Raw genomic sequence first — 26,607 nt, forward strand, 5'->3', positions numbered from 1 at the left:
ATAGCGAGTAGACGACGCCGGAGAGACCGTGGAAGAACATCGGGTTCGGAAAGGTCGCCGTGTGTCCAGTCATCGAAAACTCGCCGTGGGCGTCTCTCCGAGTGAGACACCGGCGGGCCAGTCCGATTGCGTGTGATCCGTCGAGGGTCCCGCGGCGCGCACCGACGAGAAGCGCTTCGACCCGCCCGAAGTTCCCGCAGCAGACGTGGTCCATGTTCGACGGCTCGGCTCGCGCGGTCTCCGAGAGCGCGTCAATCGCGGCGTTGTGGAGGTCGCTGTCGTCGAGTGCGTCTGCGATGCCGAGCCGAGCGAGTGCCATCCCCGACCGACCGTGGCACCACTTATCATCATAGCTCGTGTCCTCGTGCGATTTCGCCCAGTTGTTCCGGTTCGGGTCGTACAGCGCCGATTCGAAGGCGAGTGCCTCGCGCGTTGCGTCCAAGAACCGTTCGTCCCCTGTCGCCTCGGCGAGGCGGGCGAGCGCGTAGCCGATTCCGCACGCGCCGTGTGAGAACCCCGTGAGTGGCGGCTCGTCCTCGGCAGTTCGCCACACTCGGTAGCCGTCTTCCAGCACGCGGCCATCAAGGAGGCGCTCTCCGCACGCGACTGCCCGGTCGAGAACGGACTCGTCGCCGTGCCGGTCGTAGTACGCGAGGAGGCCAAGAACGGTCCCACCAACCCCCTCCAGTACGTCGAACGTTTCGTCGTTCATTACGTGGGACTCCGTGACGACGTCCGCGGCGGACCGCGCGGCGCGGCGGTATTCGTCGGCGTCGAGAAGCTCCGAGATGACCGTAAGCGTGTATACGACCGACCCGACGCCGAGCATCCCACCCAGGTTCGGCGGCGGGCCACCGTCTTCGATGGCGTCGAGTATGGGTGATAAGATTTCTTCCGCCACGGTTCGATAGCGCGTCTCGCCCGTAGTCTCGAAGAGCGCTGCGGCCGCCAGCGCGATACCACCGCGCCCGTGGTACAGCGAGAAGTCCGTCGGATAGAGGTCGATTCCCGTCTCCGTCGGCGAGATCGACACCCAAGCGTCGCCGTCTGGCGTCTCAATACCGGCGTCCAGAACCTCCTCGAACAGGGTCCTCGCGGTCGCCTCGAACGTATTGGCGGAGACGTCGGGCTCGGGTGCGGGACCCGGTACTTGCGGCCCGAACGCGTACTGGAGCAGCCACGCCTGCCGGTCGCGGTCGTCGTCGTTCATCGAGTCGACCCGCTGTCGACATCGGTGAAAGCCGGGCGTATCGACGTCAACGGGTAACTCCTTCCCATCGTGAACGACTGTGCTGCTCGTCGGCGACGACGCGAACCGCGGGAAGTCGCGGCGGCGGAGCGCCCTCCGCTCGGCCGCGTACAGCGGCCAGTACTGGTCGGCGTCGATTCGACCGTCGAAGAAGGGAACAGCGAGCTTCTCGTACTCGACCGAGAGACGGGCCCCGTCTCGGAGCGGGTCGCGGGCGGCCGCCGACCGGAGAATCGAGCCGTATCGAGCCGTCGCCCGGTACACCAACCGGTTCTCAATGCCGTCGACGAGGCTGGAAGGCAACACCTCGCCGAAGAACGCGCCGTTTTCGTGTAACGAGCGGATGGCGTCGTACGCTTCGGTGAATCCCTCGCCAAGCGCCTCGGTGTACGAAACCGGCGGGTGGTCACCGTCTGTAGTACTCGCGGTGTTCGTGGTCAGGTTGACCTCTGGCCGGACCTCCTCTACCGTCATGACGTCCGTGTTCGCCGCTTCGATACCGGGTTTGGAGACGTCTTTGAACGCCCGCTCACTCGAACTACCGAAACCGGCGTGGGGAACGCCTGCATCGTCGTCGCTCGGGGTGCGCGGGTCGCCGACCGACCACGGTGCCAAGAGCGTAGAGAGTATCGTACTGTGGGCGACCGTGGACACTTCCGTGGGCGTCGGCATGGCCGCCGGATCAACGTAGGGGTGGAAAACCGTCTCGCCGTCGACGACCATCGGGCTCTCACCGTCGACGAGCAGGTTCTCGTACTGGCAGTCGGTCATGTTGAGCGCGTACGCGACGCAAGTGAGGACGCCCGCTTGCTCGTAGTACCGCCGTACTGCGTCGGTATCGGCTAAGTCGTCGTACGCTATCGGCTCCATCCACCCGTAGCTGTCTCTGGGGAGGTATTCCGGCGACCGAAAGGTCGTGACGGACGTGCGTTCGCTTACTCGTTCGAGCACTTCGTACAGGGCCACACCCCCGTCGACGCCTCTCGGTTTGTAGATGACGTCCGTCGAACCGAACGAAACGCGGACCGGAATTCGGCCCTTGGCGTGCGCGTCCGTCGAGAGCGGTTCGAGCGAGGTCACCGAACCGTCGATGCCGAACCGCTCCCTGAGCGAGGGAGCGTCGTCTCGAATCCGCTGGCAGAGTTCGGAAATCGCGTCGACCCAGTTGTCGATAATGACGGCAATTTGTCGGGCGAGAACAGGGTACTCGACGCAGAGGTTAGATATCCCGTGTGCGAACATTGCGTCGATGAACTCCTCGTAGTACTCGGTCGGCGGATCGTCGAACTCGTCGGGGTCGGCCGCAGCCAGTTCGGGGTCGAAGTGCTCTACGAAGCTCTTGAATTCGACGTACAGCGGCCGGACACAGAGCGCGTGGAACCGTCTGGTCAGCCCTTCGACCAGCGGCTCGACCGACTCGTCCGGAACGGAGAGCGTACCGAGCCGACCGCGCGCGAACTCGCTGAACCCGGTCAAAAGCTCCCGGAACGGGACGTCGTCCGGCGTACTCGAGTAGCGCGTCGGGTCGGAAGCCCGGAGGTACTGGATTAGTTCTTCGATCGTCTCGATCCACGCCGGGAGCGGCACGTCGCTTGGCCACTTCGTGGCCGCCAACTGGGCTTCGGCATCTGCCCGCTGGATTCCGTCGGCCGCCAACCGCTCGGTGAACTGTTCTTCGTCGGCGAAAAGTCCCTCCCACTCGTCCAGAATCGTCGTCGGAGATATCTCGGGGTCGGGGCCGGAGTCATTGGAGGGACCTTCGAGACGCTCGTGGAGCGTCCGGGCGCGACCGGCGATTTCGCGACGTTGTTGTTGTGTGAACACCATCTCGTCAGCTGTCGATGTCGTCATAGTGGATGTGAATCGGTACGCTACGGAGTGAATCGGAAAGCGCCTGCGAGCCGTCAGAAAAACCGATGGGCTTCTCCGCGGTCGAGCGACGCGGAGAAGCTTCGGGAACACCTCAGTTGGTGGTGTCGCAGCAGGGGAGCTTCGAGGCCGTGTGGCACGGGAGGTAGCACGACGCCGTCCCGGTGCTGTCGTGGGACATCTCGAACTTATCGGAGATGATCGACCCGAAGAGGCCGTCGTAGTGTGATTTGTCAACAGTACGTGCAATGCCGATGTCCAATGCAACTGACATCAAATTGTATATCTAAACGACATGTTATAAAACTAATGGCAATTAGTTATAAATTCAGCTCGTGTCGTCACTGGGGAGAGTTGGCCGATACCCCGTCGGTGGGTGTCACTCAGTAGTGTCCCATGACACCGCGGCGACGAGCGACCCGCGAGCAGTACTTGAAGACGACGTATCCGCAGACGAGATAACCGACACCGACCCCGAGGAGGACGGACAGTTCTTCGGCCGAGAACTCCCACAGCCGAATCCCGCGGCGCATCGATTGCTGGAGGAGCGCGGACCCCTGGACGAGCGGCAGTAGCCGAAGGGCCGGTACGTCTGCCGTTGGGGCTCCCACGAGACCGACCATCGCGAACTGCATGAGGTTCGAAACCGCTCCGATTCGCTTGTAGATAAGCGCGAGGCCCGCGAACACAAACCCGATTCCGACGACCGAAAGTAGCGAAGCGATTACCACGGGGGCGATAGTGAGCAGGTCGACCGAGAGCGTCCGTCCCGTAGTCACCAGCATGAGCACGAGGATAACTCCGCCGATAGCCATACTCTGAATCACGTTCGAGGCCGCTTTCAGGAGCATGACGCGGCCGAATCCGAACGGAGACATGTATAGCTGTTCGAGGGTTCCCCACTGGGACTCCTGTGTGATGTTCCCCGAGAGACCGGAGTACGCGCCTTGCGCCATCGTCCAGAGGAACCAACCGACGATGACGCCGTTGAGCGTCGAATCGAGCGATTGTGGCGACCCACCGATTCCGCCCACCACCGCTTGTCCGCCGAAGAAGACGATGGCGAAGAACACGTACATCGTCGCCACGTTGATGGCGAAGTTCACGCGGTACCGGAACATCACGGTGAACTGTTTTCTGATGACCTCCCAGAGGAGGCGACCAAGGCCGACGAGTGTCCTCGTCCCACCGAGGCTAGTCGAGTGCGCTGGCTCCGAACTCATGTCTGTGTGTCCATTTGTGGTGGGCGGCCAGATCCGAGTGAGCCCTCCGAAGACTGGTTTGTCAGTTGGATGAATATCTCCTCGAGGTCTGGTTCGACCGAAGTGAACGACTCGACTTCGCACCCGACCTCGCGCAGTCCGTCGACGAGTCGGTAGAACTCGTCGCCGCTGACGCGGACCGAAAACTGGGTCGAATCACCTCTCGTCTCGAACGAGTCCGCGTCGAACTGAGCTGAGAGGTACTGACGGACCCGCTGTGAGAGCGTCCCATCGACTACGATACGATACGACTGTATGTCGAACACATCGAGGAGGTCCGAGACGCTCTGGTCAGTGACGACCTCACCGTCATTCATCACCACAACTCGATCGCAGATGTCCTCGATGACGTCCATGTCATGGCTCGACAGGAGAAGCGTCGTTCCTTGGTCCGTGACCAGACGACGAAGCTCCTTGCGCAGCTCGAGCGAACTCTCGACATCGAGTCCGAGCGTCGGCTCGTCCAGCAGAACGACGTCGGCGTCCCTCGCGAGCGTGCAGGCGAGCGAGACTTTCTGCTTTTCGCCCCGTGAGAGTTCTCTGACGGTCGAGTCAGCTTTGTCTGTGAGCCCAAACTTCTCGAGCAGTTCCTGTTGACGTCGCTCTGTTTGCCCCGTCGACTCTCCGGCGAGTGCCGCGAAAAACCGCATATTCTCCCGAACCGTCAACCGCCAGTAGACGTTCCGAGCGCCCTCCAGCATCGCCCCGATGTGTTGGTACGCGCGCTCCGGTTCGTCATGTACGTCAGTCCCGTGAATCTGGACCGTTCCGTTTGTGGGAACGATGAGGCCGAGCAACGATTTAATCGTGGTCGTCTTCCCGGCACCATTGGGTCCGAGCAACCCGACGGCGGTGCCCCGCTCGATGTCGAAGTCCACTTGCTCGACTGCCGTGACCCGACCATCGCTACCCTCGTACTGCTTGTGGAGGTCTGACACCGAGAGTGCGATAGGGCCCGGTTCAGAGGGAGGAACCGCTCCATCAGATTGTAATGACGAATAGTTGAACTCTTCGAGCACGTCAGTTCGTGACGGCGGTCTACTATAATAAATTGTTGGCTACCAAACACGAACGACAACTCCGCGAAACCACGGTTTTATTCCGCCCGCAGAGTGCGTCTTCCCAAATCTCGAACCAGACGAACGACTCGGATTCGTCTGTTTGAAAGCGTCCTACTCGTCGGCCCGCAGACACTCCCCCAAGAGCTAGTAAATCGTGGGTCGAGGTGCGAGCGCGAACTATCACATCCACTACGTAAATCGCGTTCAGCGAAAGTACATGTGTGTTCGGTCCCTCGGTCTAGCTGCGAACACCAATGTCAGACTACGAACTTGACCCCCTCCCGTACGAGTACGACGCACTTGAGCCCCACATCTCCGAGCAGGTGCTGACGTGGCATCACGACACCCACCATCAGGGCTACGTCAACGGCTGGAACGCGGCCGAGGAGACCCTCGCCGAGAACCGCGAAGCAGGCGAGTTCGGCTCGTCTGCCGGCGCGCTTCGTAACGTCACCCACAACGGCTCGGGACACATCCTGCACGACCTGTTCTGGCAGAACATGTCGCCGGAAGGCGGCGACGAGCCCGAGGGTGCGCTCGCAGAGCGCATCGCGGAGGACTTCGGCTCCTACGAAGCCTGGAAGGGCGAATTCGAAGCGGCGGCCGGCGCGGCCGGCGGCTGGGCGCTTCTCGTCTACGACTCGTTCTCGAACCAGCTTCGGAACGTCGTCGTCGACAAGCACGACCAGGGCGCGCTCTGGGGCTCCCACCCCATCCTCGCGCTGGACGTCTGGGAACACTCCTACTACCACGACTACGGCCCGGCCCGCGGCGACTTCGTCTCCGCGTTCTTCGAGGTCGTCGACTGGGACGAGCCCGCCGCCCGCTACGACCAAGCCGTCGAACTCTTCGAGTAACGTAGCGTAACAGAACGAACCCACCGTTTCCCGCGCGACCACCACGGGTTACCGTGAAAGGGTGCCCAACACAGGGCATCCGGCGGGGCGAGTTCGTCCCGCCAGACCGGCACCCTTCTACCGACCGTCCAGCACGTGTTCCGGCGAGCGGTGCGACTAACACCATCGACCGTTCTCGTTTGTTTCAAGCAAAATTCATAACTACGCGGGAAAGAATGTGCGGTTAATGAGTAATAGTAATCCACCGTGGACTGCCGAATTTGCCGCCCTGAAGTCCGACTGCGCCGTCGAACTCGCCGGGTTGCTGGAGAAATACCCGCAACCGGTCGTCTACGAGGTGATGAGCGAGATGCTCCGCCGAGAGATGCGCGACCAGTTCGCCGTCTCGTTCGCCGAGTCGCAGTTAGACGAATGAACCGCGATAGCGCGTAATCGAGAGTACTACAAAATATCCGCTTTGCTGGGGTTCTTTATCCAGTACGCTAGTGCATGGAACATGGCAGACGTAATCGTCATCGGCGGCGGTCCCGCTGGTCTGACAACCTCCCTCTTCGCCGCGAAGAACGGGCTCTCCACGACGGTCTTCGACACCGACAAGACGTGGATGCACAAGGCGCATCTGTTCAACTACCCCGGAATCGGCTCCATCGACGGTTCGGACTACATGGAGACGCTCCGCACGCAGGTCGACCACTTCGACGCGGAGCGCCACCAGGGCGAGGAAGTCACCGACGTGAGCGAGAGCGACGACGGCTTCGTGGTCACGACCGACGACGGCGAGTACGAGGCCGACTACGTCGTGCTCGCCACGGGCGCGAACCGCGACCTCGCGGAGTCGCTCGGCTGTGCGTTCGACGACGACCTCGTCGACGTGGGCGTGACGATGGAGACGAGCGTCGAGGACGCCTACGCCACGGGCGCGATGGTCCGCGCCGAGGAGTGGCAGGCCGTCATCTCCGCCGGCGACGGCGCGGCCGCCGCCCTCAACATCCTCTCGAAAGAGAAGGGCGAGCACTACCACGACTTCGACGTGCCCGCCGACGCCGAGTCCGTCTACGGCTCCCTCATCGACGACGTCTAATCGCAACCCCGCGGTCGTACTTTCCGACTGCGACTTCGCGACTTCGCGTTCTCGTTTTTTCTTCGCCGAGACTCCGGAGACTCGCCTGTCTCGCTAGCCGAGTCGCTCGATGAACGAGTCGATGACCCGAATCTCGTCGTCGTTGATGGCGTGTCCCAGCCCCTCGTACAGCCGGCTCGTCGCGTCGGCCCCGAGTGCCGCGAGGACTCGGGCCGACGCCTCGACTCGCTCAGGGTCGACGCGAGGGTCGTCGCGACCGCTCCCGAAGAAGGCCGGCGTACCGTCGAGGTCGTCATCGCTGCTGTGACCGTTCTGGTCGCCGTCGTCGTAGCCGTCGTGGGTCCGATTCCCGAGGTCGGGACCGAGGAGACTCCCCGAGAGCGCGACGAGACCGCCGTACCGACGTGGGTTTCGAACCGCGAACTCGGCTGCGAGACACGCGCCCTGCGAGAACCCGAAGAAGACGACTCGTTCGGGCGGAATCCCGGCGTCGGCGGCGATGTCGAGCGCGGCCGACACCCGACCGAGCGCGGAGGTGAGCCACGGTTCGTTTCGCTCGATGGGACTGATGGCCGGTGCCGGATACCACGAACTCCCGGCGGCCTGCGGCGCGAGGTACATCACGCCCCGGTGGAGGAACTCGTCGACGAGGGTGAGGACGTGCCGCGCCTTCGACCCGCGGCCGTGGAGCAGGACCACCGCCGCGTCGGCGACCTGCGGGGGCGCTCCCGCGGTCGCAATCTCCTGCCCCTCGTGGGGGTCGGTCGCGGACCGGGGCGCTGTTGGGCGGCGGGACATCAGTTCAGTCCGTCGTCGCGACTGGGTCCGACGCCGCCGTTGTCCTCAGCGCCTCCAGCGGCCTCGTCGCCTCCGACGCCAACCGGGAGGTCGAGCGGGCGCAGTTGGCTTTCTATCATCTCGCGGTCCTCCTCCAGCCACGGCGGGAGGTACAGCGACTGACCGAGCGTCTCCGGGTCAGCGTCGAACGTGAGACCGGGGCCGTCGGTCGCGAGTTCGAACAGGATACCGCCCGGTTCGCGGACGTACAGCGAGTGGAACACGTGTCTGTCTTTCACCCGCGACACGTCGTAGCCGCGCTCGCGGAACAGGTCGTGCCACTCGTACAGCTGGGCTTCGTCCTCGACGCGGACCGCGACGTGGTGGATGCTCCCCGCGCCCTCGCGGCCGAACTCGCCGTCCCTATCGAGGAGGTCCACGACGGTCGCGCGGTCGCCCGGCGCTCGGTAGCGGACGCGGTCGCCCTCCTGTTCGACGAGGTCGAACCCGAGCGTATCGAGCACGCTGGCGGTCACGAAGGGGTTCGTCGAGTGGAGCGTGACGCCGTGGATGCCCCGAATCGCGCGCTCGGCGGGAACCGGGCCGTCGAACCACGGTTCGACCGACGACCCGCCGGTGACGAGTTCGAGGTCGGTCCCGTCGGGGTCCGAAAACCGGAGGACGGTCTCGCCGAACCGCTCGAACGGGCCGTCGACTTCGACGCCGCGGTCGGCGAGGCGGTCGAGCCAGTAGTCGACGGCGTCGGGGGGAATCACCAGCGACGCGGTTCGAATCTGGGGCGTGCCGGGGCGTCCCGGCTCCTCGGCCGGATACGGGAAGAACGTCAGGGCCGTTCCGGGCGAGCCGGTCTCGTCGCCGTAGAACAGGTGGCGCGTGAACTTCTCGTTGAAGTTCACCGTCTGCTTGACGAGGCGCAGACCGAGCGTCGTCGCGTAGAAGTCGACGTTCGCCTGCGCGTCGCGGACGATTCCCGTGACGTGGTGGATTCCGGCGGTGTCTGTGAGCATCGAGTTGGGCGGGGTGTGTTGGAGAGTGGTAGTGTGGCGGCGACGGTGCGGCGGCGGAGACGTGTCGGCGGCGATACCGCGTCAGCGACCGATGGTTCCCTGTCGGGTGACGGGAGCGTCGGGGTCGATCAGGAACGCGACGACGGTGGCGTCCTCGTCGGCGGTGAGCGTCAGACGGGCGTCATCGACGAGCAGGCCGCTTTCGGTTTTCCCGAAGCGCGTGTCCGCGGCCTCGACCGCGCCGTCGAACACGTAGAAGTACGCGTCTCGTCCCTTGATAGCGGGGAGGTCAGCGCTCGACCCGGCGTCGAGACGGAGGTCGAAGAGGTCGACCTCGTTGCGGACGAAAAGCGGCGCGTGGGAGCCCTCGGGCCCGAACAGGTGCCGCCACTCACCCTCGACGGGGGCGTCGATGGGTTCGTGTTGGATGTTCGGCCCCAGTCCGAGGCTGTGGGGCCGGACGAACATCTGAAGCATCCGCAGCGGCGGGTCGTCCGCGCGGGTGAACTCCTCGTGCCAGAACGTCTCGCCCGCGTTCATCACCATCAGGTGGTCGGCGTCGGTGACGAGGTCGTTGCCGTCTTGGTCGCCGTGACGCATCACGCCGGCGGGCACCCACGAGATGATTTCCTCGTCGCGGTGGGGGTGCATCGCGATGTGGGTGTCGGGGTCCATGAATGACTCGACGATGGTCGCGAGCGGGCCGTAGCCGTGGTCCCCGTGGTCCGGGAGGGCGCGACCGGGGAAGTTGAAGTGGGTCCGGAACTTCCCCTGGTTCTGGGAGACGTCGGTTCGCTCCGCCTTGTAGAGCTTCGTCTCGGAGCCGACTTTCATTACGCACGCACCTACGCATCGAATCTATATACCTTCTCGGCGACGTGACCGAAAGCAGGTGACGTCGGTGTCACCGGGAGCGGACGACCGCTCCGATGACAAACGTTTTGTTCCTGACAACCGACAGAGCGGGCGAATGGAGACGAGTCGGTGGACGCCGCGGCGAAACTGGCTGTTCGTCGTGCTGAGTGGTATCGTCGCGGCGGGAGTGGTCTCCGTGTTCGGCCCCTCCGACTCGAGCGTCATCGCGTCGGTCGCGGTCGGAGTCGTGGTCAGTCTCATGTTCGCGGTCGGCCACGCGGTGTCGAACGAGCGAGTGAAACAGGCGCTCCTTGACGCGCTGTCGCTTCTGCCGTGAGTTCGTCCCCGGGTCGACCGACTGTGAGCGACCCACGGCGTCACCAACCCTGCCGCAGTACGAACGCGGCGTGTCCGAACACGGCGAGCAGAAACGGCACCGAACCGGCGGGCCAGACGAAGACGGTGCCGAGCGGAATCGCACCCAGAAAGAGAGCGGTCACGGCGAACCGCCCCCACACCCGGTCGGCCGACTTCAGCGTCGAGTCCACTCGAATCGACACGTTGTACTGACGGAGCGTCTCCCGGAACCGGGGTTCGAACTCGTCCGGAACGAGAAACATCGAGGGCTTGTTGACGAACGACTGTTCGTAGTACAATCGGACTACAGTCCGGTCCCCGATGGTCACGAACCGGGCAGTTTCAACGTCCGCGAGTGAGGTCGTCACGTCCTCGTCGCTCCGAAACAGCGAGGGGTCACCCATGTGGTAGGTGCTTTCGAGCTCGCCGGCGTCATCGTCGAGCGCGACGCTCATACCGATGAACCGTTCCGAGCTCTGGAGGACTGCCGTCAGTATCACCGCGCAGTACATACTGTACACGAACGGGGCGCGGTCACCGGCGAGCGCGCCGAAAGTCAGCAGGGCAGCGGGGGCGACGGCGAACACGCCCCACCACGACACGCGACCGAAATCAACGCCGTTGAACGCGACACGCCACGGGAGTTCTCGAAGGCCAGCCATCCCCGCGGTCCACGCTGCGACGGACTCGTTCTCGTCTGGATGTGTCACCGTTAGTGTACTTCAAAATCGGCCGATATATAGCTCTCTTTCAACGAGTTGCGGTGCGACCGCCGCGCCTCTGGTCCGGGCGCAAAAAGAAAAAGAATGCGAGTACCGAGGCCTCCCGCAGGTACCAGCCCCTAAATGATAATATATTGATACTCTGCGTCCGAAACAGAAGCCTTACCACTAGCAACCGAGTTCGATGTAGTAGCGGGATGGGATAGCCAGGAGATTCCGCCGGGCTCATAACCCGGAGATCGGTAGTTCAAATCTACCTCCCGCTATGGTTTTGCTGACCTCAACTCCTGAGCGCCGAGTCTCGGCTCGGCGCGACCCACGAGGTCAGCCTCATAGCTCAGTAGAGTTGAACCAGTGAGCAACGCTTCACGTTGCGAGTGAGGCCCGCTTTCCCCGACCATCGAGAGAAGACTGGTTCGGAACGAGGAAACTGGCGACTCAGTTGTCGGCCAACTTACCGCGTTTCTCGGCGACGACCGACCCGACTGCGGACCGCAACGTCTCCCAATCGACGCGGCCTTTGTCGAGTCGAACGTACTCCTCACGGACGATACTCTCGAACACGCGTGCGTGAACCTCGGCGGTCGTGGGCGGTTTTTGGGACGTTTCGATGGCTTCGACGGCGCGGCCGACTCGCGCGTCGGTGACGAGTTCGTCGGCGAGTTCCGCTGGCTCACCTCGTATCGGCTCGTGGTCGCTTATCTCGTCGACGGCGCTCTCTCGGACGAGTGCGCGTCCACCGCGCCGATTCTCGATGACGACACCTGCGGCGGGTCCGGCGTACCACGCGGATTCGTGGATGTCGAGCCGTTCCGGGTGGAAATCCCGGACGTTCAGTTCCTTCTGGAAGGTGTTCAGCGGCGTCAGACCCAAGCGCTCGAACACCTGCTCGGCTTTGTCGATGGGGAACAGTCGCTCTTTGGTCCCGTTCCAGATGGTCCAGCCGAGAAATGCCGGGATTCGCTCCCAGTCGTAGTCGATACCGACATTGCACGGTGCCACGCCGAAGAAGACGTACGCTCCCGGCTCGTCGACCGCGTCGTGGAACGCGTCGCGGTCGAACCGCTCTCGAACGTGCCGAACGGCGGATTCGTACGGCGGAGGCACGTCGTCGAAGACTCGGTCTCGGTCGCCGAACAGTAGACGCCCCGACGGTTCCATCTGAAACCGCAACCGGGGACCAACGACGTACTCGCGGAGCCACAGGTGACCGCTCGACAGCAACTCGTCGGCGGCGTCTCCGAGATGAGGCGTCGGTGGATACGGTTGCATGAGTGATTCGTTCCACGACGAGAGGGATAGTCTTGGGTGTGCGCTCTGGCATCTCACTCGCCGCGTGCCGCCCTTCGAGCCACATGGGAACACGTCGTCGTAGACTGCCTAGAGGTCGAGCCGCGAATGATGAATTTTGTATCGCGCCATATGGTTTATCCTCTACTCTCAGAGAATAACCGACAAATTGCTAATCCTCGTTGTCTCCTGCCGACAACGACGCAACAAATATAGACAATTTTCGGATACTTCTCGTCTCTCACTCGAAATCGGAGCTCACAGAATCAGCGAGGGGTCGGTGTTCGATGTTCTCCCGGTAGCTGACCGGTCAGATTCGCCAGTTCAGCGAGAACGAGTCGTTCGTCGCGGTATCGTTCGTGGCAGTACCGTTCGTCGTCCCGTTCGTGGAGTTCGAAGTGGCCTTCGTCTGCTCGGCCGGCGTTCCCGTGTCTGCCGTGACAGTTCCGCTCGTCAGCTCGCCCAGCGGGGCCTGAATGGCATAGCTCGGCGTCTCGACCTGAATCGTGCTCTGGGCGTCGACCTGTACGAACTTCAGTTCGAGCGTGTACGAGCCGTCGGATTCGATTTCGGTCGCTTCGACCTGGTCGGTCTGCGGGTGGAACGCCCACGCCGTCTCACCGGCGTCGAGGCGGCTCGTCTCGCCTTCGATAGTCCGAACCGTGTAATCCCGGCTCGTGTCGGACCCCGCAAGCGGGTAGTTGCGGTCGAGCCACGCCTGGTATCCCTCGTCGATGGCGTACACGTTCTCGAAGCCGGTCGCGAGCAGCATCGCCGCCCGGAGCGACGACAGGTGGTGCGGGCAGTGGCAGTAGGTCACCACGCGGTCCGCCTCGTTCCAGTCGTCCGTGGGGTCGAGCGTCCGCCCGTCCGGTGCGGGGCTGAGCACGGAGCCGAAGACGTGGGAGACCTCGTATCCGGTCTCGCTGCGGGCGTCGACGAAGCGCGCCTCCCCGCGCGCGTACCAGTAGTACGCGTCCTCGATGGGAACGAGCGGAACTTCGACGGTCACGTCGTGCACCTCTCGCGTGAGCGTATCGTAGGAGCTCGTGTCGATAGACCGCTCTTCCGGCACGGTGTCGAACTCAGGCGGGTAGCCGTCCGAAGGTTTGGGGTCTTGCGGTAGGTCGTCGCCCTCGCGGGGTCCTCGCATCCGGTCTTCGGGCGCGGCCGTCGTCGTTTGCGTCGTCGTCTGCGTCGCGTTCGCGGTGGTCGTCTGGGTCGACGTGGACGGCGTCGATTCGGGGGACCCGCTCGAACAGCCCGCGAGCCCGGCAATCGTCGCTGCACCGGTCAACTGAAGGAACCGTCTGCGGCTCGACTGTCGTTCTGTCATCACCCATCCGTACTGACCAGTAGTGGTTTATTATATACAGAGTAAGCGCTGTGCACCCTTACTCGCGTGGAAAGGCGGGCTACGAGTGACGGGCGTATCGTGCCGCTAAACCGCCGTTCACGCGGTCTGCTTGAGATACCGCTTCTCCCAGCGGCGGCGCGTCTCGACCGCTTCGCGGCCCTCGTCGGTCAGCGAGTACTCGTTGGTCCGTCCGTTCTTGCTCCCTTTGTGGACGAGGTCTTTGTCGACGAGTTCGTTCAGGTTCGTGTACACGCGGCCCGTGAGCAGGTCGCGCCCCTGCGTCTTTTCGAGTTCGGTCTTGATGGTCTGTCCAGAGGAGTCGCTCATTCCTCGCACAACGAACAGCAAATCGCGTTGAATCGCGGTTAATTCGTGTACGCACATAGGGGATGCCACGGGCGCACCCTACATGAACTTCGGAGATAGTTGTGGTTCTAAAGAACCCCTAGAACGTGTGAAACGGTCGTTTCTCGGAGTTCGCTCTCAGCACCGACGGCGACCGCGCGAATAGACACATCATAAACGGGGGTCGCTCCGACCGCTCGAACGCGCGAAACCACGCGGACCCGGACGAACGCGCCATCGTTCCGCGACTGCCGACCAGCGGACGCCGGGCGATAGCCGACCCGCCAACTGCGCCCTCTCGGGAGCGAACGCCCCGACCCAGCGGTTCCTTACTCATCCCATAGTAAGGAACCCCGCCGCCCACGTGCGGAGTATGTTTGGAACGAGCGGCGTTCGCGGTGCCGTCGGCGAAGACGTGACGGCTGAAGTGGCGCTCTGTATCGGAAGGGCGCTCGGTAGCGAGGTCTCCGGGCGCGTCGTCGTCGGTCGCGACGCGCGCGAAAGCGGAACGATGCTCGAACACGCACTCGTCGCCGGGCTTCTGGAGTGCGGAATCGACGTACTCCGACTCGGAACCCTGCCGACGCCGTCTATCGCCCGCGCCGTCGAGTGGTTCGACGCCGACGCCGGTGCCGTCATCACCGCCTCGCACAACCCGCCGACCGACAACGGCGTGAAGCTCTGGACCGCGTCCGGCCGGGCGTTCGATTCGGCCCAGCGCGCCGCCATCGAGCGCCGTATCGATGACGAGGACTACGAACTCGCCGCGTGGGACGGCGTCGGAACCGAGCGACACCGAAGCATCGAAAACCGCCACCGCGACGCGCTCAAATCGAGCGTCGACCTCGAAAACCCCTGTTCGGTCGTCGTCGACATCGGCAACGGAACGGGACGGCTCACGGCGGACGCGCTCTCGGACCTCGGCTGTACGGTGTCGACGCTCAACGGCCAGCGCGACGGTCGATTCCCCGCCCGCCCGAGCGAACCGACCGACGAGACGCTTCGCGGGCTCAAGTCCCACGTCGCCGCGACCGACGCGGACCTCGGTATCGCCCACGACGGGGACGCAGACCGGATGATGGCCGTCGACGGCGACGGGAACTTCGTCGACGGCGACGCGCTCCTCGCCCTGTTCGGGCGCGAGGCCGCGTCAGAAGGCGACCGAATCGCCGTTCCGGTGAACACGAGCCTCGCCGTCGACGACGCGGTCGCGACCGTCGGCGCGGACGTGGTCCGGACGCGCGTGGGCGACGTGTTCGTCGCCGAGCGGTGCGCCGAGCCGGGCGTCGTCTTCGGCGGCGAGCCCTCCGGGGCGTGGATTTGGGCCGACGAGACGCCCTGTCCCGACGGCCCGCTCGCGGCGTGCAAACTCGTCGAGTTCGTCTCGCGGCGCGGCCCGTTGGCCGACCTCGTGGACGATATCGACGCCTACCCGCTTCGCCGCGAGAGCGTCGAGACGAGCGACAAAGCGGGCGTCCTCGAACGCGTCGAAGCGGCGGTGCGCGAGGAGTACGACGACATCGACGACCGCGACGGGCTCCGCGTCGAGACCGACGACGGGTGGTTCCTCGTCCGGGCGAGCGGAACGCAACCGCTCGTGCGAGTCACCGCCGAAGGTCGGACGGAAGCGGCGACCGACCGGCTGTTCGACGAGGCGCTGGCGCTCGTCGAGTCTCGAATCGGCCCCGTCCGTACCTGAACCGGGGGGTCGACCCGGACCTCGAACGTCGGTTCCTCCGGTACGACGAACGCTACTTCGGTTACACGCTCAGGTTCACCACCGAGTGACGCGACCGGAGAGGCAACTTCGCTCCCGCGTAGAATTGGAGTATCGAAATTGGGTGGCCAGCGAATGGGTGACACGCCCACAAATCAGCCGAATTCAGTGCGGTAGTTGTCCGCATGGATATAAAAAGACTGGATATGTGAAGGCACGGTGTTTCTCCGTTTTATGACGTTCAGTAAATTGGATACAAATGAACGCGGAATTTACTCGTCGCACCTTCCTCACCGCCGCCGGCGGACTCGCGCTGCTCGGAACTGTCGGAACTCGGAACGCCGCAGCGGGGTTCTCGCCGGGCGTCGTCGGAACCGCACCGTACCTCAGTGACCGACTCTACCCGACGATGGGCACCGACGATTCGAACCCGACGCTCGTCGTCTACGTGAACTTCCTGTCGGGCTCCTCGCAGTACTTCGTTCAGCACAACCTCGAAGACGTCGTCCGCGAGTACGTCCTGACGGGCGACCTCAACCTCGAAGTCCGACTCCTCTCGTACAAGCCCGACGCCATCGACACCTACCTCGTCGGCGACGACGAGGGCGAAGCCCGCGCCGCCCGCGCCGCCCACGGCGTCTGGGACGTCGAACCGGAGAACTTCTGGCGGTTCTTCGAGTTCATGTTCTGGAACTTCACGACCAAGACGTACACCCACGCTCGGTTGGAATCCTACATGGACCTCGCGGGTGTCCGAAACATCACGAAAATCGCCAACCGCGCCTACGAAGACCGCTACGACAGCCTCGTCCGCTCGGCGACCGACGAGGCCGGCCGCTACGGCATCTCGGGCGTGCCGCGAGTTCGCCTGCTTCGAGACCACAAGGACGGAAACTACGGCGACATCCTCGGCTGGGTTCGGACCCGTCTCGACCGGGTCAACGCGGGGTCGGTACGCACCCACTCGCTCCTTCCGGGAACGAACTACGAGACGCCCGTCCACGTCATCGACTCCGGAAAGCCCGGCCCGACGGCGTTCGTCGTCGGCGGTATCCACGGCGAGGAGCCGCAGGGCTACCGCGCGGCGGACCAACTCAGGCATCTCCGCCCGACCGGCGGCAAGCTCGTCGTCGTCCCCTACGCGAACGCGCCCGCAATCAGTATCGGGGCGCGGTACACCGAAGACGGCGACCTGAACCGACAGTTCCCCACCGGAGCGGAACCCACGTCCCGGCTCGCGCGGGCGCTCTGGGACGAACTCGTCTCGCACGACCCCGACGTCGTCGTCGACCTTCACAGCTCCAGCGGCATCTACAAGCACGACGGAAAAGTCGGCCAGGCGGTCTTCCCGACTCGCGCGACCCCGATGAACGCCGCAAGCGCGTGCGACTACGTCAACGAGCAGTACATCGACCCCTCGGAGTACCCGTCGTACTACGACTTCGACTGCGGGAACTCCCTCGACGGCTCTCGTCCGCTCTTCATCCACAAGGTGTACGGCGACCTGCACCTCCCCGGCTACATCGTCGAGACGACCCGCAAGGGGACGACCCTCGAAGACGCCGTAACGTGGGAAGTCGCCGTCGCCCGCGACCTGCTCTGGCAACACGGCGTCTACCACGGGTGACCGGCTACGACGCGCCTAACGCGACGAACTCGCCGAAAACCGCCGACAACGACCGCTTATCTCGCGTATAATAACGCCCGTCGTTCGACTACGGCGGGGTATGCAAGCGATTCTACTGGCGGCCGGACGCGGCACGCGAATGCGCCCGCTGTCGAACGAGGTTCCGAAACCGATGCTGACCGTGGCCGGACGGCCAATCGTCGGCCACACCGCCGCGGCGGCGGTCGAAGCCGGTGCCGACGAACTCGTCATGGTCGTCGGTTACGGCCAAGAGACGGTGCGCGAGCACTTCGGCTCGTCCTACCGCGGCGTCCCGGTCTCGTACGTCGAACAGGACGAACAGCAGGGGACCGCAGACGCGGTTCGCGCAGCCAAGGAGCACATCGACGGCGCGTTCGCCGTCCTCTACGGCGACAACCTCTACGACCCCGCCGGAATCGACGCCCTGTTCGACGCGGCACCGAGCATCGCGTCGGTCCGCGTCCCGAACCCCTCCAACTACGGCGTGTTGAACGTCAGCGACGGCGCGGTGGCGGAAATCGTCGAGAAACCCGACGCCCCGCAGAACGACCTCGTCAACGCCGGCGCGTACGTGTTTCCCGCCGAGGCCCGCGACATGCTCGACGTCCCGCTGAGCGAGCGCGGCGAGCGCGAACTCACCGACGTTCTCGACCGGGTCATCGACCGGTTCAACGTCTCTCCGGTGACGCTCGACCGCTGGATGGACGTTGGACGCCCGTGGGAGCTCCTCGAAGCCAACGAGTGGAAGCTCGGAACGTTCGACCGCCGCGTCGACGGCGACGTGAGCGACGACGCCACGGTCCAAGGCGACGTGGTCGTCGAGGAGGGGGCGACCGTCAGAGACGGCTCCGTCGTTGAGGGACCCGCCTACATCTCGGCGGGCGCGACGGTCGGACCGAACGCGTACGTTCGCGGGTGCACGTTCGTCGGACCCGACGTCCACGTCGGCCACGCCGTCGAAATCAAAAACAGCGTCCTCCTCGCGGAGACGAGCGTCGGCCACCTCTCGTACGTCGGCGACAGCGTCGTCGGCCGCCGCGTCAACCTCGGCGCGGGGACGAACGTCGCCAACCTCCGCCACGACGGCGAGGCCGTCTCCGTGACGGTCAAAGGCGAACGTGTCTCGACCGGCCGCCGAAAGTTCGGCGCGGTCGTCGGCGACGACGCGAAGACCGGCATCAACACGGCGCTCAACGCCGGGGTGAAACTCTCCGAAGGCGCTCGTACCATGCCCGGCGAGACCGTGTCGACCGACCGATAACGCGACGGGTCGCTCTTTTTCCGCTCGTTTACTCCCGTAGGTCACGCGCTGTCGATGCCGGCACCGACACCGACACCGACACCCGCAGGTGTCGATGTCTGGATGGGGCGACTGCGGGGCCGGCGGGCGCGTCGTCGAGACGGACTGACGGGAAGAAGAGCTGCGGAGTTCAGGAGTCGGTGAGCATCCGCACCGGCGGACACAGCACGTCGTTGGGGGTGAGGACGCTGTCGTCGTCCGCGGCGTTCATCCACGTGGTGATGTCGTTGATTCGGAGCTTGACCCTGACCGGAAGCTCGTGGATGCTCGGGTAGCCGGGGAACAGTTTGCGGTCGAGTTCGTTCCGGTCGTACTGCGCCTCCATGTCGGGCCACGGCGAACTGAACGGCTCGATACCGGGGACTTTCCGGCGGACGAACTTCTCGATTTGGTTCTTCCTGAACGAGTTGTGCGGTCTGTCCGGCGGCCGGTGGCGGAAGATATCCGGGTTGAGTTTCCGCATCGCCGCCATCATCGTGTTCGTGTTGCGCTTTTCGGGCGGGGTCTTCAGGTGCCAGTCGATGAGTTCGGCGTCGGCGGCGACGAACGACTCGATGTAGTTGTCCGATAGCTCGAAGTGGAACGGGACCGACGGCTGGTTTTGGATTCCGATGAGTTCGATGCTGTCGTAGACGTTGTCGTATCGGTCCGACCACTTGTCGAGTTGCTCGTCGACGACGTCGTCGATGAACTCCATGCTCGTGTCGAACTCGTCGTAACACTCGGGGAAGACGTGGTCGCACGCCGGGTGGTAGCCGAACTTCGACGACAGCACCTCGGCGGGGTCCGGGTCGGGGTCCAGACCCTGCAACGGGAACCGATTACCGAACACTTCGACGACGTTCTGTGGGAGGAAATGTCCGCGGAGGAACGTGTCGAAGAGCAGTCCGTGAAAGACGGTGTCGGCGTCCATCGTTTCGTCGCAGCCCGCGTGGTGGACGTGGACCGACTCGCGCGTGCCGAGCGAGTACTCGATGACCTCCTCGTCGACGTTGATGTAGTCGTCGTCGGGGACGAGCGTCTCGTGGTCGGCACCGTACTGGTTCGCGATGTTCCGGGCGACTTCGACTTCGGGGTGGTCGGCCGCGCCGAGCGTGTAACAGACGTCGATGTCGGGGTGCTGGGCGACGATTGCCCGCGAGTCGTAGCCGCCGCTCAGGAGCACGCCCTGTTTGCCGGGGAAGTTCGACCGGCGGGCTATCGCCCGTTCGAGGCGCGCCGCGAGCTCGTCGACGTAGTCGAACTCGTCTGGGTCGGCGGGGTCGTAGACGAACCGGGAGAGCGTCCCCGACTCGTCGGCGGTGAAGTAGCCGTCGAACGGGATACAGCTGAGTCGGCTGTAGACCGTCCGCTCGTCGACGACGACCCCCATGTGGATGTATTCGAGGAGGCCGCGGGTGTCGACTTCCAGCCCGGTTGCCGCCGAGAGGACGCGCTGTGGGTTCGTGCCGAACACCCGCCCGTCGGGCGTGTCGGTGTAGAAACACTGCCACGTGCGGGCGGGGTCCGAGGCGACTACCGCGTCGCCGTCGAGTTCGACGAACACGAGGAACGACCCGTTGAGTTCACCGAACGCGTCGGCTCCGACCGCGGCGTACCGTTCGAAGGCGTACTCCGCGGTCGGGGTCGAAACGTCGTCGGGGGAGAACGCCTCGCCCCAGACGATACAGCTCCCTCGCTCGTCTCGATACGTCGATGAGCGTCCCGGGAACCCGAGTGCGGGGTCGCGGATAGCGACGGTCGCGCGCTCGCCGTCGGCGACCCAGTCGAAGCTCGAACGAGACGCGAGGTCGTCGAAGGCCCCGTCGTCGTCGAGGACGCCAAACAGTTCTTTGTTCATTGTGGGTGGCTGGTCTCCGTGAGGTTATTCGACCGTGACACTCTTCGCGAGGTTTCGCGGCTTGTCTATCTCGCGGTCCAACTCGGTCGCGCAGTAGTACGACAGGAGCTGCAGCTGGACGTTCGCGAGGAGGTTCGCACAGACGGGATGCCTGTCGGGAACGTAGAGCTGTTCGTCCGCGGTGTCCATTATCTGATGGTCCGACGGACCGAGGGCGACGATGGGCGCACCGCGGGTCTTCGCCTCCTCGGCGTTTGTCACCGTCTTGCCGCTGCCGTCAGTACAGACCGCGAAGATGGGCGTTCGGTCGGTGACGAGCGCCAGCGGGCCGTGTTTGAGTTCGCCGGACGCGAACCCCTCCGCGTGCTCGTAGGTGATCTCCTTGAACTTGAGCGCGCCCTCCTTGGCCACCGAACAGCCGAGCCCGCGGCCGATGAAGAAGTACGCGTTCATGTCGAGGTACTCGCGCGCGAGCCGCTTGGCGTCGCTCGTCTGGAGCACCTGTTCGACGGCGTCGGGGAGTTCGGCCATATCGGAGACGAGCCGGTCGAGGTTGTCGGCGGGAACGCCGGAGTCGACGATGTCGGAGAGGTGCTGGCTGAGAAGCGTGAGCACCGCCGCCTGCGACGAGAACGTCTTCGTGGCGGCCACGCCGATTTCGGGGCCGGCGCGGATGTAAATCGGTTCGTCGGCCTCGCGGGCGGCGGTCGACTGCACGACGTTCGTCACCGCGAGCGTCTCGACGCCCTCCTCGTTGACCTGCCGAAGCGCGCTGAGCGTGTCCGCCGTCTCGCCGCTCTGGGTGACCGCGATGAACAGCGTGTTGTCCGTCAGCGACCCCGTCGTCAGGTCGTACTCGCTCGCGCGAATCGCGCGCGCCGGAACGTCACAGCGGTTCAGGAGGCTCGCACCGAACAGCGCGGCGTGGTACGATGTGCCACAACCGACGAGTTGGACGGAGTCGACGTCCGAGAGGTCGGTCTCGATGTCGAGGTCGATATCGCCCGCCTCCGGGTCGAGACGCCCTTCGAGCGTCTTCTGGAGCGAGGTCGGTTGCGTGTGAATCTCCTTGAGCATGAAGTGGTCGAACTGCCCCTTTCCGGTCTCGTCGGGGTTCCAGTCGACCGTCTCGACTTCGCGCCGCACCGTCTCGTCGTCCTCGTCGGTGATGTCGACGCCGTCGGCGCGGACCTCGACGGTGTCGCCGTCTTCGAGGTAGACGACGTTTCGCGTGTGGTCGAGGAAGGCGGGCACGTCGCTGGCGAGATAGTAGCTGTTCTCGTCGACGCCGAGGACGAGCGGCGACCCCTGGCGGGCGGCGTAGATGGAGTCGTTGCCGTCGACGACGACCGCGATGGCGTAGCTCCCTTCGAGCGCGTCGACCGCGCGCTCGAACGCCGCCAGCGGCTCGTTTCCGCGGTCGAGGTAGTGGCTGACGAGGTTCGGAATGACCTCGGTGTCGGTGTCGCTCGTGAACTCGAATCCCTCCGCTTCGAGGGACTCTTTGAGCGTCGCGTAGTTCTCGATGATGCCGTTGTGGACCGCGGCGACCTGATTCGTCTGGTTCGTATGCGGGTGCGCGTTCTCGTCGGTCGGCGGCCCGTGGGTGCTCCATCGCGTGTGGCCGATACCGAGGGTCGCGCTCGATTCGACCCCGTCGATGGTGTCCTTGAGGTCGGAAACCTGCCCCGAGCACTTCCACACGTCGAGTCCCGAGCCGTTTTTCACCGCGATACCGGCGGAGTCGTAGCCGCGGTACTCCAGTTTCTCGAGTCCGGTCACGAGCGGGCTGATAGCCCGCTTCTCACCGACGTGAGCGATGATTCCGCACATGTTAGCGTCCCTCCGAGGACTGCGAGACACGCGCGGTCCCGGTCGTCGTTGGCTGTGGTCGGTTCAGGGCGGACGGGGCGGAACTGTTCGACTCCCCCCGATGTTGTTTCTGATGTGTCATGGTTTGTGGGGTCAGCGGCTTGGGCTGTCCGTGAAACCACGATACGGAGAAGCGGCCATTACTATAGACGCGCTAAGGGACGGCGGCGACTCCACAACCGAAGCAAGCGCGTCGCTGTCGTGCGGTTTCTCGGAAACGTGGCATCGGCGGGTCGAACGACGAATTAGGCACCGAACAGGCCACAGAGCGAGCGCCGGAACGCCTTACACGGCCGATAATAATGCCGTTCACGCCCAGGTGTGGAGTATGGTTGACCGAGAGACAGACAGACGGAGTATTCTCAAACTATCCGGCGTCGCGGCCATCGCCTCGCTGAGCGGTTGTGCGAGCTTCGCCAAGGAGGCGAACACCGGCGGGGCGGACACGCCGGCGGGGCAGCCGGAACAGCAGACGACGACCGCGCAGCCCGAGACGCGGACGGCCGCGGGCAACGAGACCGACGCGAACGCGTCCGTCGAGATGCGTCCGAAGACGGTGTCCGACCCGTCGTTCGAGCTCCAGACGGGCGCGCTCCCGTCGTTGCAGACCGACGCGCGGTATCCGACCATCGGAACGGCCGACACGACGGTGACCGTTTACGGGAGCTGGAAGTGCCCGTACACCCAGGAGTTCGTGCGACGGCAGTTCGGCGGGTTGGTCGAGGACTTCGTCGCGACCGGCGACCTCTCCATCGAGTTCCGGAACGTGGCGTACATGGACGGCGAGCCGTACCTCGGGCCGGACGCGCCCCGTGCGAGCGAAGCCGGGCTCGCGGTCTGGAACATCGACCCCGAGTCGTTCTGGACGTACTTCTCCTACGTCTTCGCGAACCAGCCGCAGGAGCGTCGCGACTGGGCGACGACCGAAAATCTCGTCCGATTCGCCGAGGCGGCGGACGCGAACGGCATCGACCAGATTCGGCGGGCGATTCGGTCGCGCGCGTACGCCCAGAGCGTCCAGCTGTCCGCCGACAGCGCGGCCGAACTCGACATCACGACCGTCCCCCGAGTCGCCTCCGACGGCGGGGTGACGGCACCGACGGTCGACCCCGAAGCGACGAGGGAACAGCTCGAACGGGTCGCGAACGGCGGGTCGACGTTCGGCGGAACGACGACCGAGAACAACTCCACGTTCGGCGGGAACTCGACTGAGAACGGCACCTCGTTCGGGTCGTCGGCCGGCGGAAACGAGAGTGGCGCGGCGAACAACAGTTCGACGACGTTCGAAACCAACGAGACGACCGAGTCGGACGACGACGACGCGTTCTAGTTCTTCCCGGCGCTGCCGCGGTCCGATTTTTCGGTGTGAGGCCGTCCGGTCGCTGTGAGACGCAGATAGCTCGTTGACGGAGATGCACGCCCACCACCAGTGATTTCCGCGAGAATCAGTTGATTACGTAGCTGTATTCGAACTCCTCGGATTCGTTGATTGTGATTCCGCTCTGGAGGAGTCCGGCGTTGAGAGTAACGGGTCTCTCGAAGGAACTCCCGTTCATCGTGGCCGTGACGTCGTAGGTGTTCTCCTGACCGGTCAGCGTAGCCACGTGGCGCTTTGCCCCCGCATCGAGGTCGACCGTGTCGTTGTAGACTACGGTCGACTCGTTGCTGATTACGAGGTGGACGCTCTTGCTCGAATGAGCTTCGTTCTCAAGGACGAACGGCACGCGTTCGGCTCGCGGGACAGTTGTCGGTTGTGTGGTGGCCGGGGCTGTCGTGGTTGCCGTGGTTGTCGCTGTCGCTGCCTGTGTCGTAGCTGTTGGCGATGCAGTAGTCGTTGTCTGCCCAGTCGTTGCACACCCGGCAAAGACGACGAGGCACACGGCCACGAGCGTCTGGAGGGACAATCGTCGCATTCTGATAGATATGTTACTCGTTCCGCCGTATGCTTTGTGTGCTCTCGAATCGCGTGACGGCACAGGACAAGAACACCCACTGAAGAAGTTCAACCGACCTGTGTAGCCTTTTCAAGGCCGCTAAAACAGCTCTTCACGAAATCCCGAGACGTACCGCTTCACCGCCCGCGTCACAACGAGAACACCCGACGCGAACACCGCGACAAAAAAGAACGACGGCGATCCGGACGGTCAGTTAGCGCCGGGGAGCGAACAGATGGTTACCTCGCCGTTCGCGTAGACGTAGTTGGTCGTCGGCGGACAGACCTCGGTCTTCGACGGGTCGAGGTTCGTGGCCACGTCCCGTTCGTTCGGGAAGTACGAGGCGCTCTGCGATTGGTACTCCCGATAGGCCGTTATCCCCTGCGGGACCGGCCTGCCCTCTTCGGCCGGTAACGGTTCGGCCGGATACGCGTTCGTCCGCTCCCAGACCGTCCCGTACGGCAGGTCGGTGTAGAGTTCGCCGCCCCGTTGCGACGAGCGGGCCGACTCGTACGTGTCGATGGCGGCGAGTTCCTGTTCGGTGTACGAGAGCCGTTCGTGCTGGTCCGGGAACGCGGGGCTGTCCATCGCGCCGTCGTTCGACATGAGCATCACGTTCGGGTAGACGAGCACGAACAGGAGCAGGATGACGCCGACCACCTTGAGCGAGGTCCGGTTCGCGAGGTGTCGGAACCCGAGGACGCCGATGATGGCGAGGAGGGCGTAGAGGTACGCGAACCAGCGACCGGGGACGAAGCTCTCGATACCGACGAGCGGCAGCCCGAGCACGACGAACAGCATCGCCACGATAGCGCCGACGAACGTGTACGTCGTCTGCGTCGCCCGCGAGCGGTTGAGCACCGTGAGACACCCGATGAGACCCGCGAAGACGAGCATGAGGAACCCGGCTTCGGTGACGTACGTCGAGAGCTGCGAGAGGAACGTCTGACCGGCCGAACCGGCCGCACCGGACGCGCCGGCAGACCCGCCGCTACCGCCCACGCCCTGGAGGAACCCGGCGTTGAACAGGTTCAACACGAGGTAGTTGATGACCGTTTCGAGGAAGGTGTCGCCCTGGTACGGCGTCAGCGACCACGTGAAGACGATGAGTCCGAGGTTGAACCCGACGAGCCCCGCGAGGTTCACCGGGGTGGAGCCGCCGCCCGAGAACGAAAGCGGGTCGGGGTCCTCGGTGAAGAAGTCGAACCGGAGCAACACCTGCGCGACGAACCCCGCGAAGAGGAGCACCAACATGATGAACGACGACACCTGGTGGGTGAGGATGACGGCGGTGCTGAACAGGACGAGCAGGCCGAAGTCGCGCCACCGCTCGCTGGCGTGGGTTATCCGCACGAGGCAGTACAGACACGCGAGGAAAAACAGCAGGCCGAGGCTCGTCGGGATGAGGTGGATGCCCCAGCGGACGACCTGGTCGCCCATCGCGTACAGCGCGCCGGCGGCGAGCGCCCACCGGAGCGGGACGAGCAGTCGTGCGGTTCCGTAGACTAAAATCGGGACGAGCGGCATCGCGACGCCGACCGAGAGGTACAGCGCGTTCCGAAGCGACAGGTCGAGGAGGTGCGTCGACGCCGCCGTGAGAAGGTGGAACAGCGGCGACGCGTAGTACTTGATGTCGTTGATGGCGGACAGCGAGTCCGCCCGAAGAATCATCTGGACGAACGTCGTGTGCGACCAGATGTCGATTCCGATGTAACCCGGCGCGGTGTAGAGCGCGGCGAATCGGACGACGAACGAGTACACGAGAATCTCCGCGAGGAAGACGCTCGGCCGCAGTTCGTCGTCCGGGGCGAGCAGTATCTGCCCGAGGAGGAGCGCGCCGACGACGCCGCCGACGTCCATGAACAGGACGCTTCGTTCGCCCTGAACGACTGCGAGGACGACCATGACGGCGAGGCCGAAGAAGACGCCGGCCGAGATGAGTCGCACGAGCGACGGCGCGAGCGTCGGGAGGCCGTCCGTGGTCCCCCTCCCGCGGGCGGCCGCGAGATAGAGGAGACTGCCGACGCCGAGGAGTATCGGGAGCGTCACGATGAAAATCTGCGACGAGAGGAACCGCAGCGGGAACAACGCGAGCGCGAGCACGACCCCGAGGCCCGCCGCGAGCACGTCGAGCTCGACTCGTCGCAATCGGTCGAATATCGATGAGAGCATCGTCATGTATGAGC

Annotated in this window: 23 protein-coding genes and 1 tRNA gene; 9 read left to right on the top strand and 15 right to left on the bottom strand. The window is 64.3% G+C overall.

Going from position 1 to position 26,607, the window contains the following annotated elements; all coding sequences use genetic code 11:
- From DEQ92_RS16095 to DEQ92_RS16110, 4 genes are all read right to left on the bottom strand, one after another.
- The coding region (locus tag DEQ92_RS16095) for a type 2 lanthipeptide synthetase LanM family protein (RefSeq protein ID WP_115821177.1) at positions 1-3,100 on the bottom strand (3,100 nt) is incomplete at its 3' end.
- Between the two features lie 112 nt (positions 3,101-3,212).
- Positions 3,213-3,392, bottom strand: a complete 180-nt coding sequence (locus tag DEQ92_RS16100) for a hypothetical protein (RefSeq protein ID WP_049968935.1) — start codon at positions 3,390-3,392, stop codon at positions 3,213-3,215.
- Positions 3,393-3,501: 109 nt separating this feature from the next.
- Positions 3,502-4,341: an ABC transporter permease gene (locus DEQ92_RS16105; protein ID WP_082220718.1), complete on the bottom strand. Its 840-nt coding sequence runs from the start codon at positions 4,339-4,341 to the stop codon at positions 3,502-3,504.
- Positions 4,338-5,399, bottom strand: a complete 1,062-nt coding sequence (locus DEQ92_RS16110) for an ABC transporter ATP-binding protein (protein ID WP_233510448.1) — start codon at positions 5,397-5,399, stop codon at positions 4,338-4,340. The genes DEQ92_RS16105 and DEQ92_RS16110 overlap by 4 nt, the downstream gene beginning before the upstream one ends.
- A gap of 296 nt (positions 5,400-5,695) precedes the next feature.
- On the opposite strand from DEQ92_RS16110, the gene sod reads away from it, so the two are divergent.
- The 3 genes from sod (at position 5,696) to DEQ92_RS16125 (ending at position 7,379) form a co-directional block, all read left to right on the top strand.
- A complete protein-coding gene (gene sod, locus DEQ92_RS16115; protein WP_050460256.1) occupies positions 5,696-6,298 on the top strand; it encodes a superoxide dismutase in 603 nt (200 codons plus the stop codon).
- A gap of 226 nt (positions 6,299-6,524) precedes the next feature.
- Positions 6,525-6,713: a hypothetical protein gene (locus DEQ92_RS16120; RefSeq protein WP_050460255.1), complete on the top strand. Its 189-nt coding sequence runs from the start codon at positions 6,525-6,527 to the stop codon at positions 6,711-6,713.
- Positions 6,714-6,794: 81 nt separating this feature from the next.
- Positions 6,795-7,379 (top strand): NAD(P)/FAD-dependent oxidoreductase, encoded by a 585-nt coding sequence (locus DEQ92_RS16125; RefSeq protein WP_004978409.1) that lies wholly within the window; start codon positions 6,795-6,797, stop codon positions 7,377-7,379.
- A 93-nt stretch (positions 7,380-7,472) separates the two neighbouring features.
- Here DEQ92_RS16125 and DEQ92_RS16130 read toward each other — a convergent pair whose 3' ends face one another.
- From DEQ92_RS16130 to DEQ92_RS16140, 3 genes are all read right to left on the bottom strand, one after another.
- Complete coding sequence (locus DEQ92_RS16130) at positions 7,473-8,177, bottom strand: alpha/beta hydrolase (RefSeq protein ID WP_115821126.1); 705 nt, start codon at positions 8,175-8,177, stop codon at positions 7,473-7,475.
- The gene (locus DEQ92_RS16135; protein WP_115821127.1) at positions 8,177-9,184 is read right to left on the bottom strand and encodes a ring-cleaving dioxygenase; all 1,008 of its coding nucleotides are present in this window, start codon (positions 9,182-9,184) and stop codon (positions 8,177-8,179) included. The genes DEQ92_RS16130 and DEQ92_RS16135 overlap by 1 nt, the downstream gene beginning before the upstream one ends.
- Positions 9,185-9,265: 81 nt before the next feature.
- Positions 9,266-10,018, bottom strand: coding sequence for a pirin family protein (locus DEQ92_RS16140; RefSeq protein WP_115821128.1), 753 nt, complete (start codon positions 10,016-10,018; stop codon positions 9,266-9,268).
- 136 nt (positions 10,019-10,154) lie between these two features.
- Here DEQ92_RS16140 and DEQ92_RS16145 point away from each other — a divergent pair, with 136 nt between their 5' ends.
- Complete coding sequence (locus DEQ92_RS16145) at positions 10,155-10,376, top strand: hypothetical protein (RefSeq protein WP_008093823.1); 222 nt, start codon at positions 10,155-10,157, stop codon at positions 10,374-10,376.
- A 40-nt stretch (positions 10,377-10,416) separates the two neighbouring features.
- Here DEQ92_RS16145 and DEQ92_RS16150 read toward each other — a convergent pair whose 3' ends face one another.
- Positions 10,417-11,058, bottom strand: a complete 642-nt coding sequence (locus DEQ92_RS16150) for a hypothetical protein (protein ID WP_008093821.1) — start codon at positions 11,056-11,058, stop codon at positions 10,417-10,419.
- A gap of 251 nt (positions 11,059-11,309) precedes the next feature.
- Here DEQ92_RS16150 and DEQ92_RS16155 point away from each other — a divergent pair.
- A tRNA-Met gene (locus DEQ92_RS16155) sits at positions 11,310-11,384 on the top strand.
- A gap of 172 nt (positions 11,385-11,556) precedes the next feature.
- On the opposite strand, the gene DEQ92_RS16160 is transcribed toward DEQ92_RS16155, so the two are convergent.
- The 3 genes from DEQ92_RS16160 to DEQ92_RS16170 all read right to left on the bottom strand — a co-directional run bounded on the left by DEQ92_RS16160 (position 11,557) and on the right by DEQ92_RS16170 (position 14,092).
- Positions 11,557-12,279, bottom strand: a complete 723-nt coding sequence (locus DEQ92_RS16160) for a hypothetical protein (RefSeq protein ID WP_115821129.1) — start codon at positions 12,277-12,279, stop codon at positions 11,557-11,559.
- Between the two features lie 439 nt (positions 12,280-12,718).
- A complete protein-coding gene (locus DEQ92_RS16165; protein ID WP_004977865.1) occupies positions 12,719-13,744 on the bottom strand; it encodes a rhodanese-like domain-containing protein in 1,026 nt (341 codons plus the stop codon).
- A 117-nt stretch (positions 13,745-13,861) separates the two neighbouring features.
- Positions 13,862-14,092 (bottom strand): helix-turn-helix transcriptional regulator, encoded by a 231-nt coding sequence (locus DEQ92_RS16170; RefSeq protein ID WP_004977866.1) that lies wholly within the window; start codon positions 14,090-14,092, stop codon positions 13,862-13,864.
- Between the two features lie 391 nt (positions 14,093-14,483).
- Between DEQ92_RS16170 and glmM the strand changes: the two genes are divergently transcribed.
- From glmM to glmU, 3 genes are all read left to right on the top strand, one after another.
- A complete protein-coding gene (gene glmM / locus DEQ92_RS16175) occupies positions 14,484-15,809 on the top strand; it encodes a phosphoglucosamine mutase (RefSeq protein WP_115805817.1) in 1,326 nt (441 codons plus the stop codon).
- Between the two features lie 277 nt (positions 15,810-16,086).
- Positions 16,087-17,454 carry a succinylglutamate desuccinylase/aspartoacylase family protein gene (locus DEQ92_RS16180; protein WP_050460249.1) on the top strand — a complete coding sequence of 456 codons (1,368 nt, stop codon included), beginning with the start codon at positions 16,087-16,089 and terminating at the stop codon, positions 17,452-17,454.
- Between the two features lie 100 nt (positions 17,455-17,554).
- Positions 17,555-18,736 (top strand): bifunctional sugar-1-phosphate nucleotidylyltransferase/acetyltransferase, encoded by a 1,182-nt coding sequence (glmU, locus tag DEQ92_RS16185; protein WP_004977869.1) that lies wholly within the window; start codon positions 17,555-17,557, stop codon positions 18,734-18,736.
- Between the two features lie 169 nt (positions 18,737-18,905).
- Here the strand turns inward: glmU and DEQ92_RS16190 are convergent, their stop codons facing one another.
- Together DEQ92_RS16190 and glmS are read right to left on the bottom strand one after the other, a co-directional pair.
- On the bottom strand, positions 18,906-20,615 hold the full coding sequence (locus tag DEQ92_RS16190; protein WP_115805816.1) for an asparagine synthase-related protein: 1,710 nt from the start codon (positions 20,613-20,615) through the stop codon (positions 18,906-18,908).
- A 24-nt stretch (positions 20,616-20,639) separates the two neighbouring features.
- Positions 20,640-22,448, bottom strand: a complete 1,809-nt coding sequence (gene glmS / locus DEQ92_RS16195) for a glutamine--fructose-6-phosphate transaminase (isomerizing) (RefSeq protein ID WP_050460247.1) — start codon at positions 22,446-22,448, stop codon at positions 20,640-20,642.
- Between the two features lie 367 nt (positions 22,449-22,815).
- Here glmS and DEQ92_RS16200 point away from each other — a divergent pair, with 367 nt between their 5' ends.
- Positions 22,816-23,817, top strand: coding sequence for a thioredoxin domain-containing protein (locus DEQ92_RS16200; RefSeq protein WP_115805815.1), 1,002 nt, complete (start codon positions 22,816-22,818; stop codon positions 23,815-23,817).
- Between the two features lie 115 nt (positions 23,818-23,932).
- Here DEQ92_RS16200 and DEQ92_RS24125 read toward each other — a convergent pair whose 3' ends face one another.
- Positions 23,933-24,391, bottom strand: coding sequence for a hypothetical protein (locus DEQ92_RS24125; protein ID WP_233516883.1), 459 nt, complete (start codon positions 24,389-24,391; stop codon positions 23,933-23,935).
- 240 nt (positions 24,392-24,631) lie between these two features.
- Positions 24,632-26,599, bottom strand: coding sequence for a glycosyltransferase family 39 protein (locus tag DEQ92_RS16210; RefSeq protein ID WP_115805814.1), 1,968 nt, complete (start codon positions 26,597-26,599; stop codon positions 24,632-24,634).
- Positions 26,600-26,607 lie beyond the last annotated feature (8 nt).

The organism is Haloferax sp. Atlit-6N, assembly GCF_003383195.1.
Classification (GTDB): domain Archaea; phylum Halobacteriota; class Halobacteria; order Halobacteriales; family Haloferacaceae; genus Haloferax; species Haloferax gibbonsii.

What these genes read in the sequence shown, in the direction of transcription:
- DEQ92_RS16150 (WP_008093821.1), bottom strand. Translation starts at nt 11,058, where the DNA reads ATGGCTGGCCTTCGAGAACTCCCGTGGCGTGTCGCGTTCAACGGCGTT.
- DEQ92_RS16210 (WP_115805814.1), bottom strand. Translation starts at nt 26,599, where the DNA reads ATGACGATGCTCTCATCGATATTCGACCGATTGCGACGAGTCGAGCTC.
- DEQ92_RS16125 (WP_004978409.1), top strand. Translation starts at nt 6,795, where the DNA reads ATGGCAGACGTAATCGTCATCGGCGGCGGTCCCGCTGGTCTGACAACC.
- DEQ92_RS16180 (WP_050460249.1), top strand. Translation starts at nt 16,087, where the DNA reads ATGAACGCGGAATTTACTCGTCGCACCTTCCTCACCGCCGCCGGCGGA.
- DEQ92_RS16190 (WP_115805816.1), bottom strand. Translation starts at nt 20,615, where the DNA reads ATGAACAAAGAACTGTTTGGCGTCCTCGACGACGACGGGGCCTTCGAC.
- DEQ92_RS16105 (WP_082220718.1), bottom strand. Translation starts at nt 4,341, where the DNA reads ATGAGTTCGGAGCCAGCGCACTCGACTAGCCTCGGTGGGACGAGGACA.
- DEQ92_RS16145 (WP_008093823.1), top strand. Translation starts at nt 10,155, where the DNA reads ATGGAGACGAGTCGGTGGACGCCGCGGCGAAACTGGCTGTTCGTCGTG.
- DEQ92_RS16120 (WP_050460255.1), top strand. Translation starts at nt 6,525, where the DNA reads ATGAGTAATAGTAATCCACCGTGGACTGCCGAATTTGCCGCCCTGAAG.
- DEQ92_RS16135 (WP_115821127.1), bottom strand. Translation starts at nt 9,184, where the DNA reads ATGCTCACAGACACCGCCGGAATCCACCACGTCACGGGAATCGTCCGC.
- glmM (WP_115805817.1), top strand. Translation starts at nt 14,484, where the DNA reads ATGTTTGGAACGAGCGGCGTTCGCGGTGCCGTCGGCGAAGACGTGACG.
- glmS (WP_050460247.1), bottom strand. Translation starts at nt 22,448, where the DNA reads ATGTGCGGAATCATCGCTCACGTCGGTGAGAAGCGGGCTATCAGCCCG.
- DEQ92_RS16130 (WP_115821126.1), bottom strand. Translation starts at nt 8,177, where the DNA reads ATGTCCCGCCGCCCAACAGCGCCCCGGTCCGCGACCGACCCCCACGAG.
- DEQ92_RS16100 (WP_049968935.1), bottom strand. Translation starts at nt 3,392, where the DNA reads ATGTCAGTTGCATTGGACATCGGCATTGCACGTACTGTTGACAAATCA.
- DEQ92_RS16170 (WP_004977866.1), bottom strand. Translation starts at nt 14,092, where the DNA reads ATGAGCGACTCCTCTGGACAGACCATCAAGACCGAACTCGAAAAGACG.
- sod (WP_050460256.1), top strand. Translation starts at nt 5,696, where the DNA reads ATGTCAGACTACGAACTTGACCCCCTCCCGTACGAGTACGACGCACTT.
- DEQ92_RS16200 (WP_115805815.1), top strand. Translation starts at nt 22,816, where the DNA reads ATGGTTGACCGAGAGACAGACAGACGGAGTATTCTCAAACTATCCGGC.
- glmU (WP_004977869.1), top strand. Translation starts at nt 17,555, where the DNA reads ATGCAAGCGATTCTACTGGCGGCCGGACGCGGCACGCGAATGCGCCCG.
- DEQ92_RS16160 (WP_115821129.1), bottom strand. Translation starts at nt 12,279, where the DNA reads ATGGAACCGTCGGGGCGTCTACTGTTCGGCGACCGAGACCGAGTCTTC.
- DEQ92_RS16140 (WP_115821128.1), bottom strand. Translation starts at nt 10,018, where the DNA reads ATGAAAGTCGGCTCCGAGACGAAGCTCTACAAGGCGGAGCGAACCGAC.
- DEQ92_RS16165 (WP_004977865.1), bottom strand. Translation starts at nt 13,744, where the DNA reads ATGACAGAACGACAGTCGAGCCGCAGACGGTTCCTTCAGTTGACCGGT.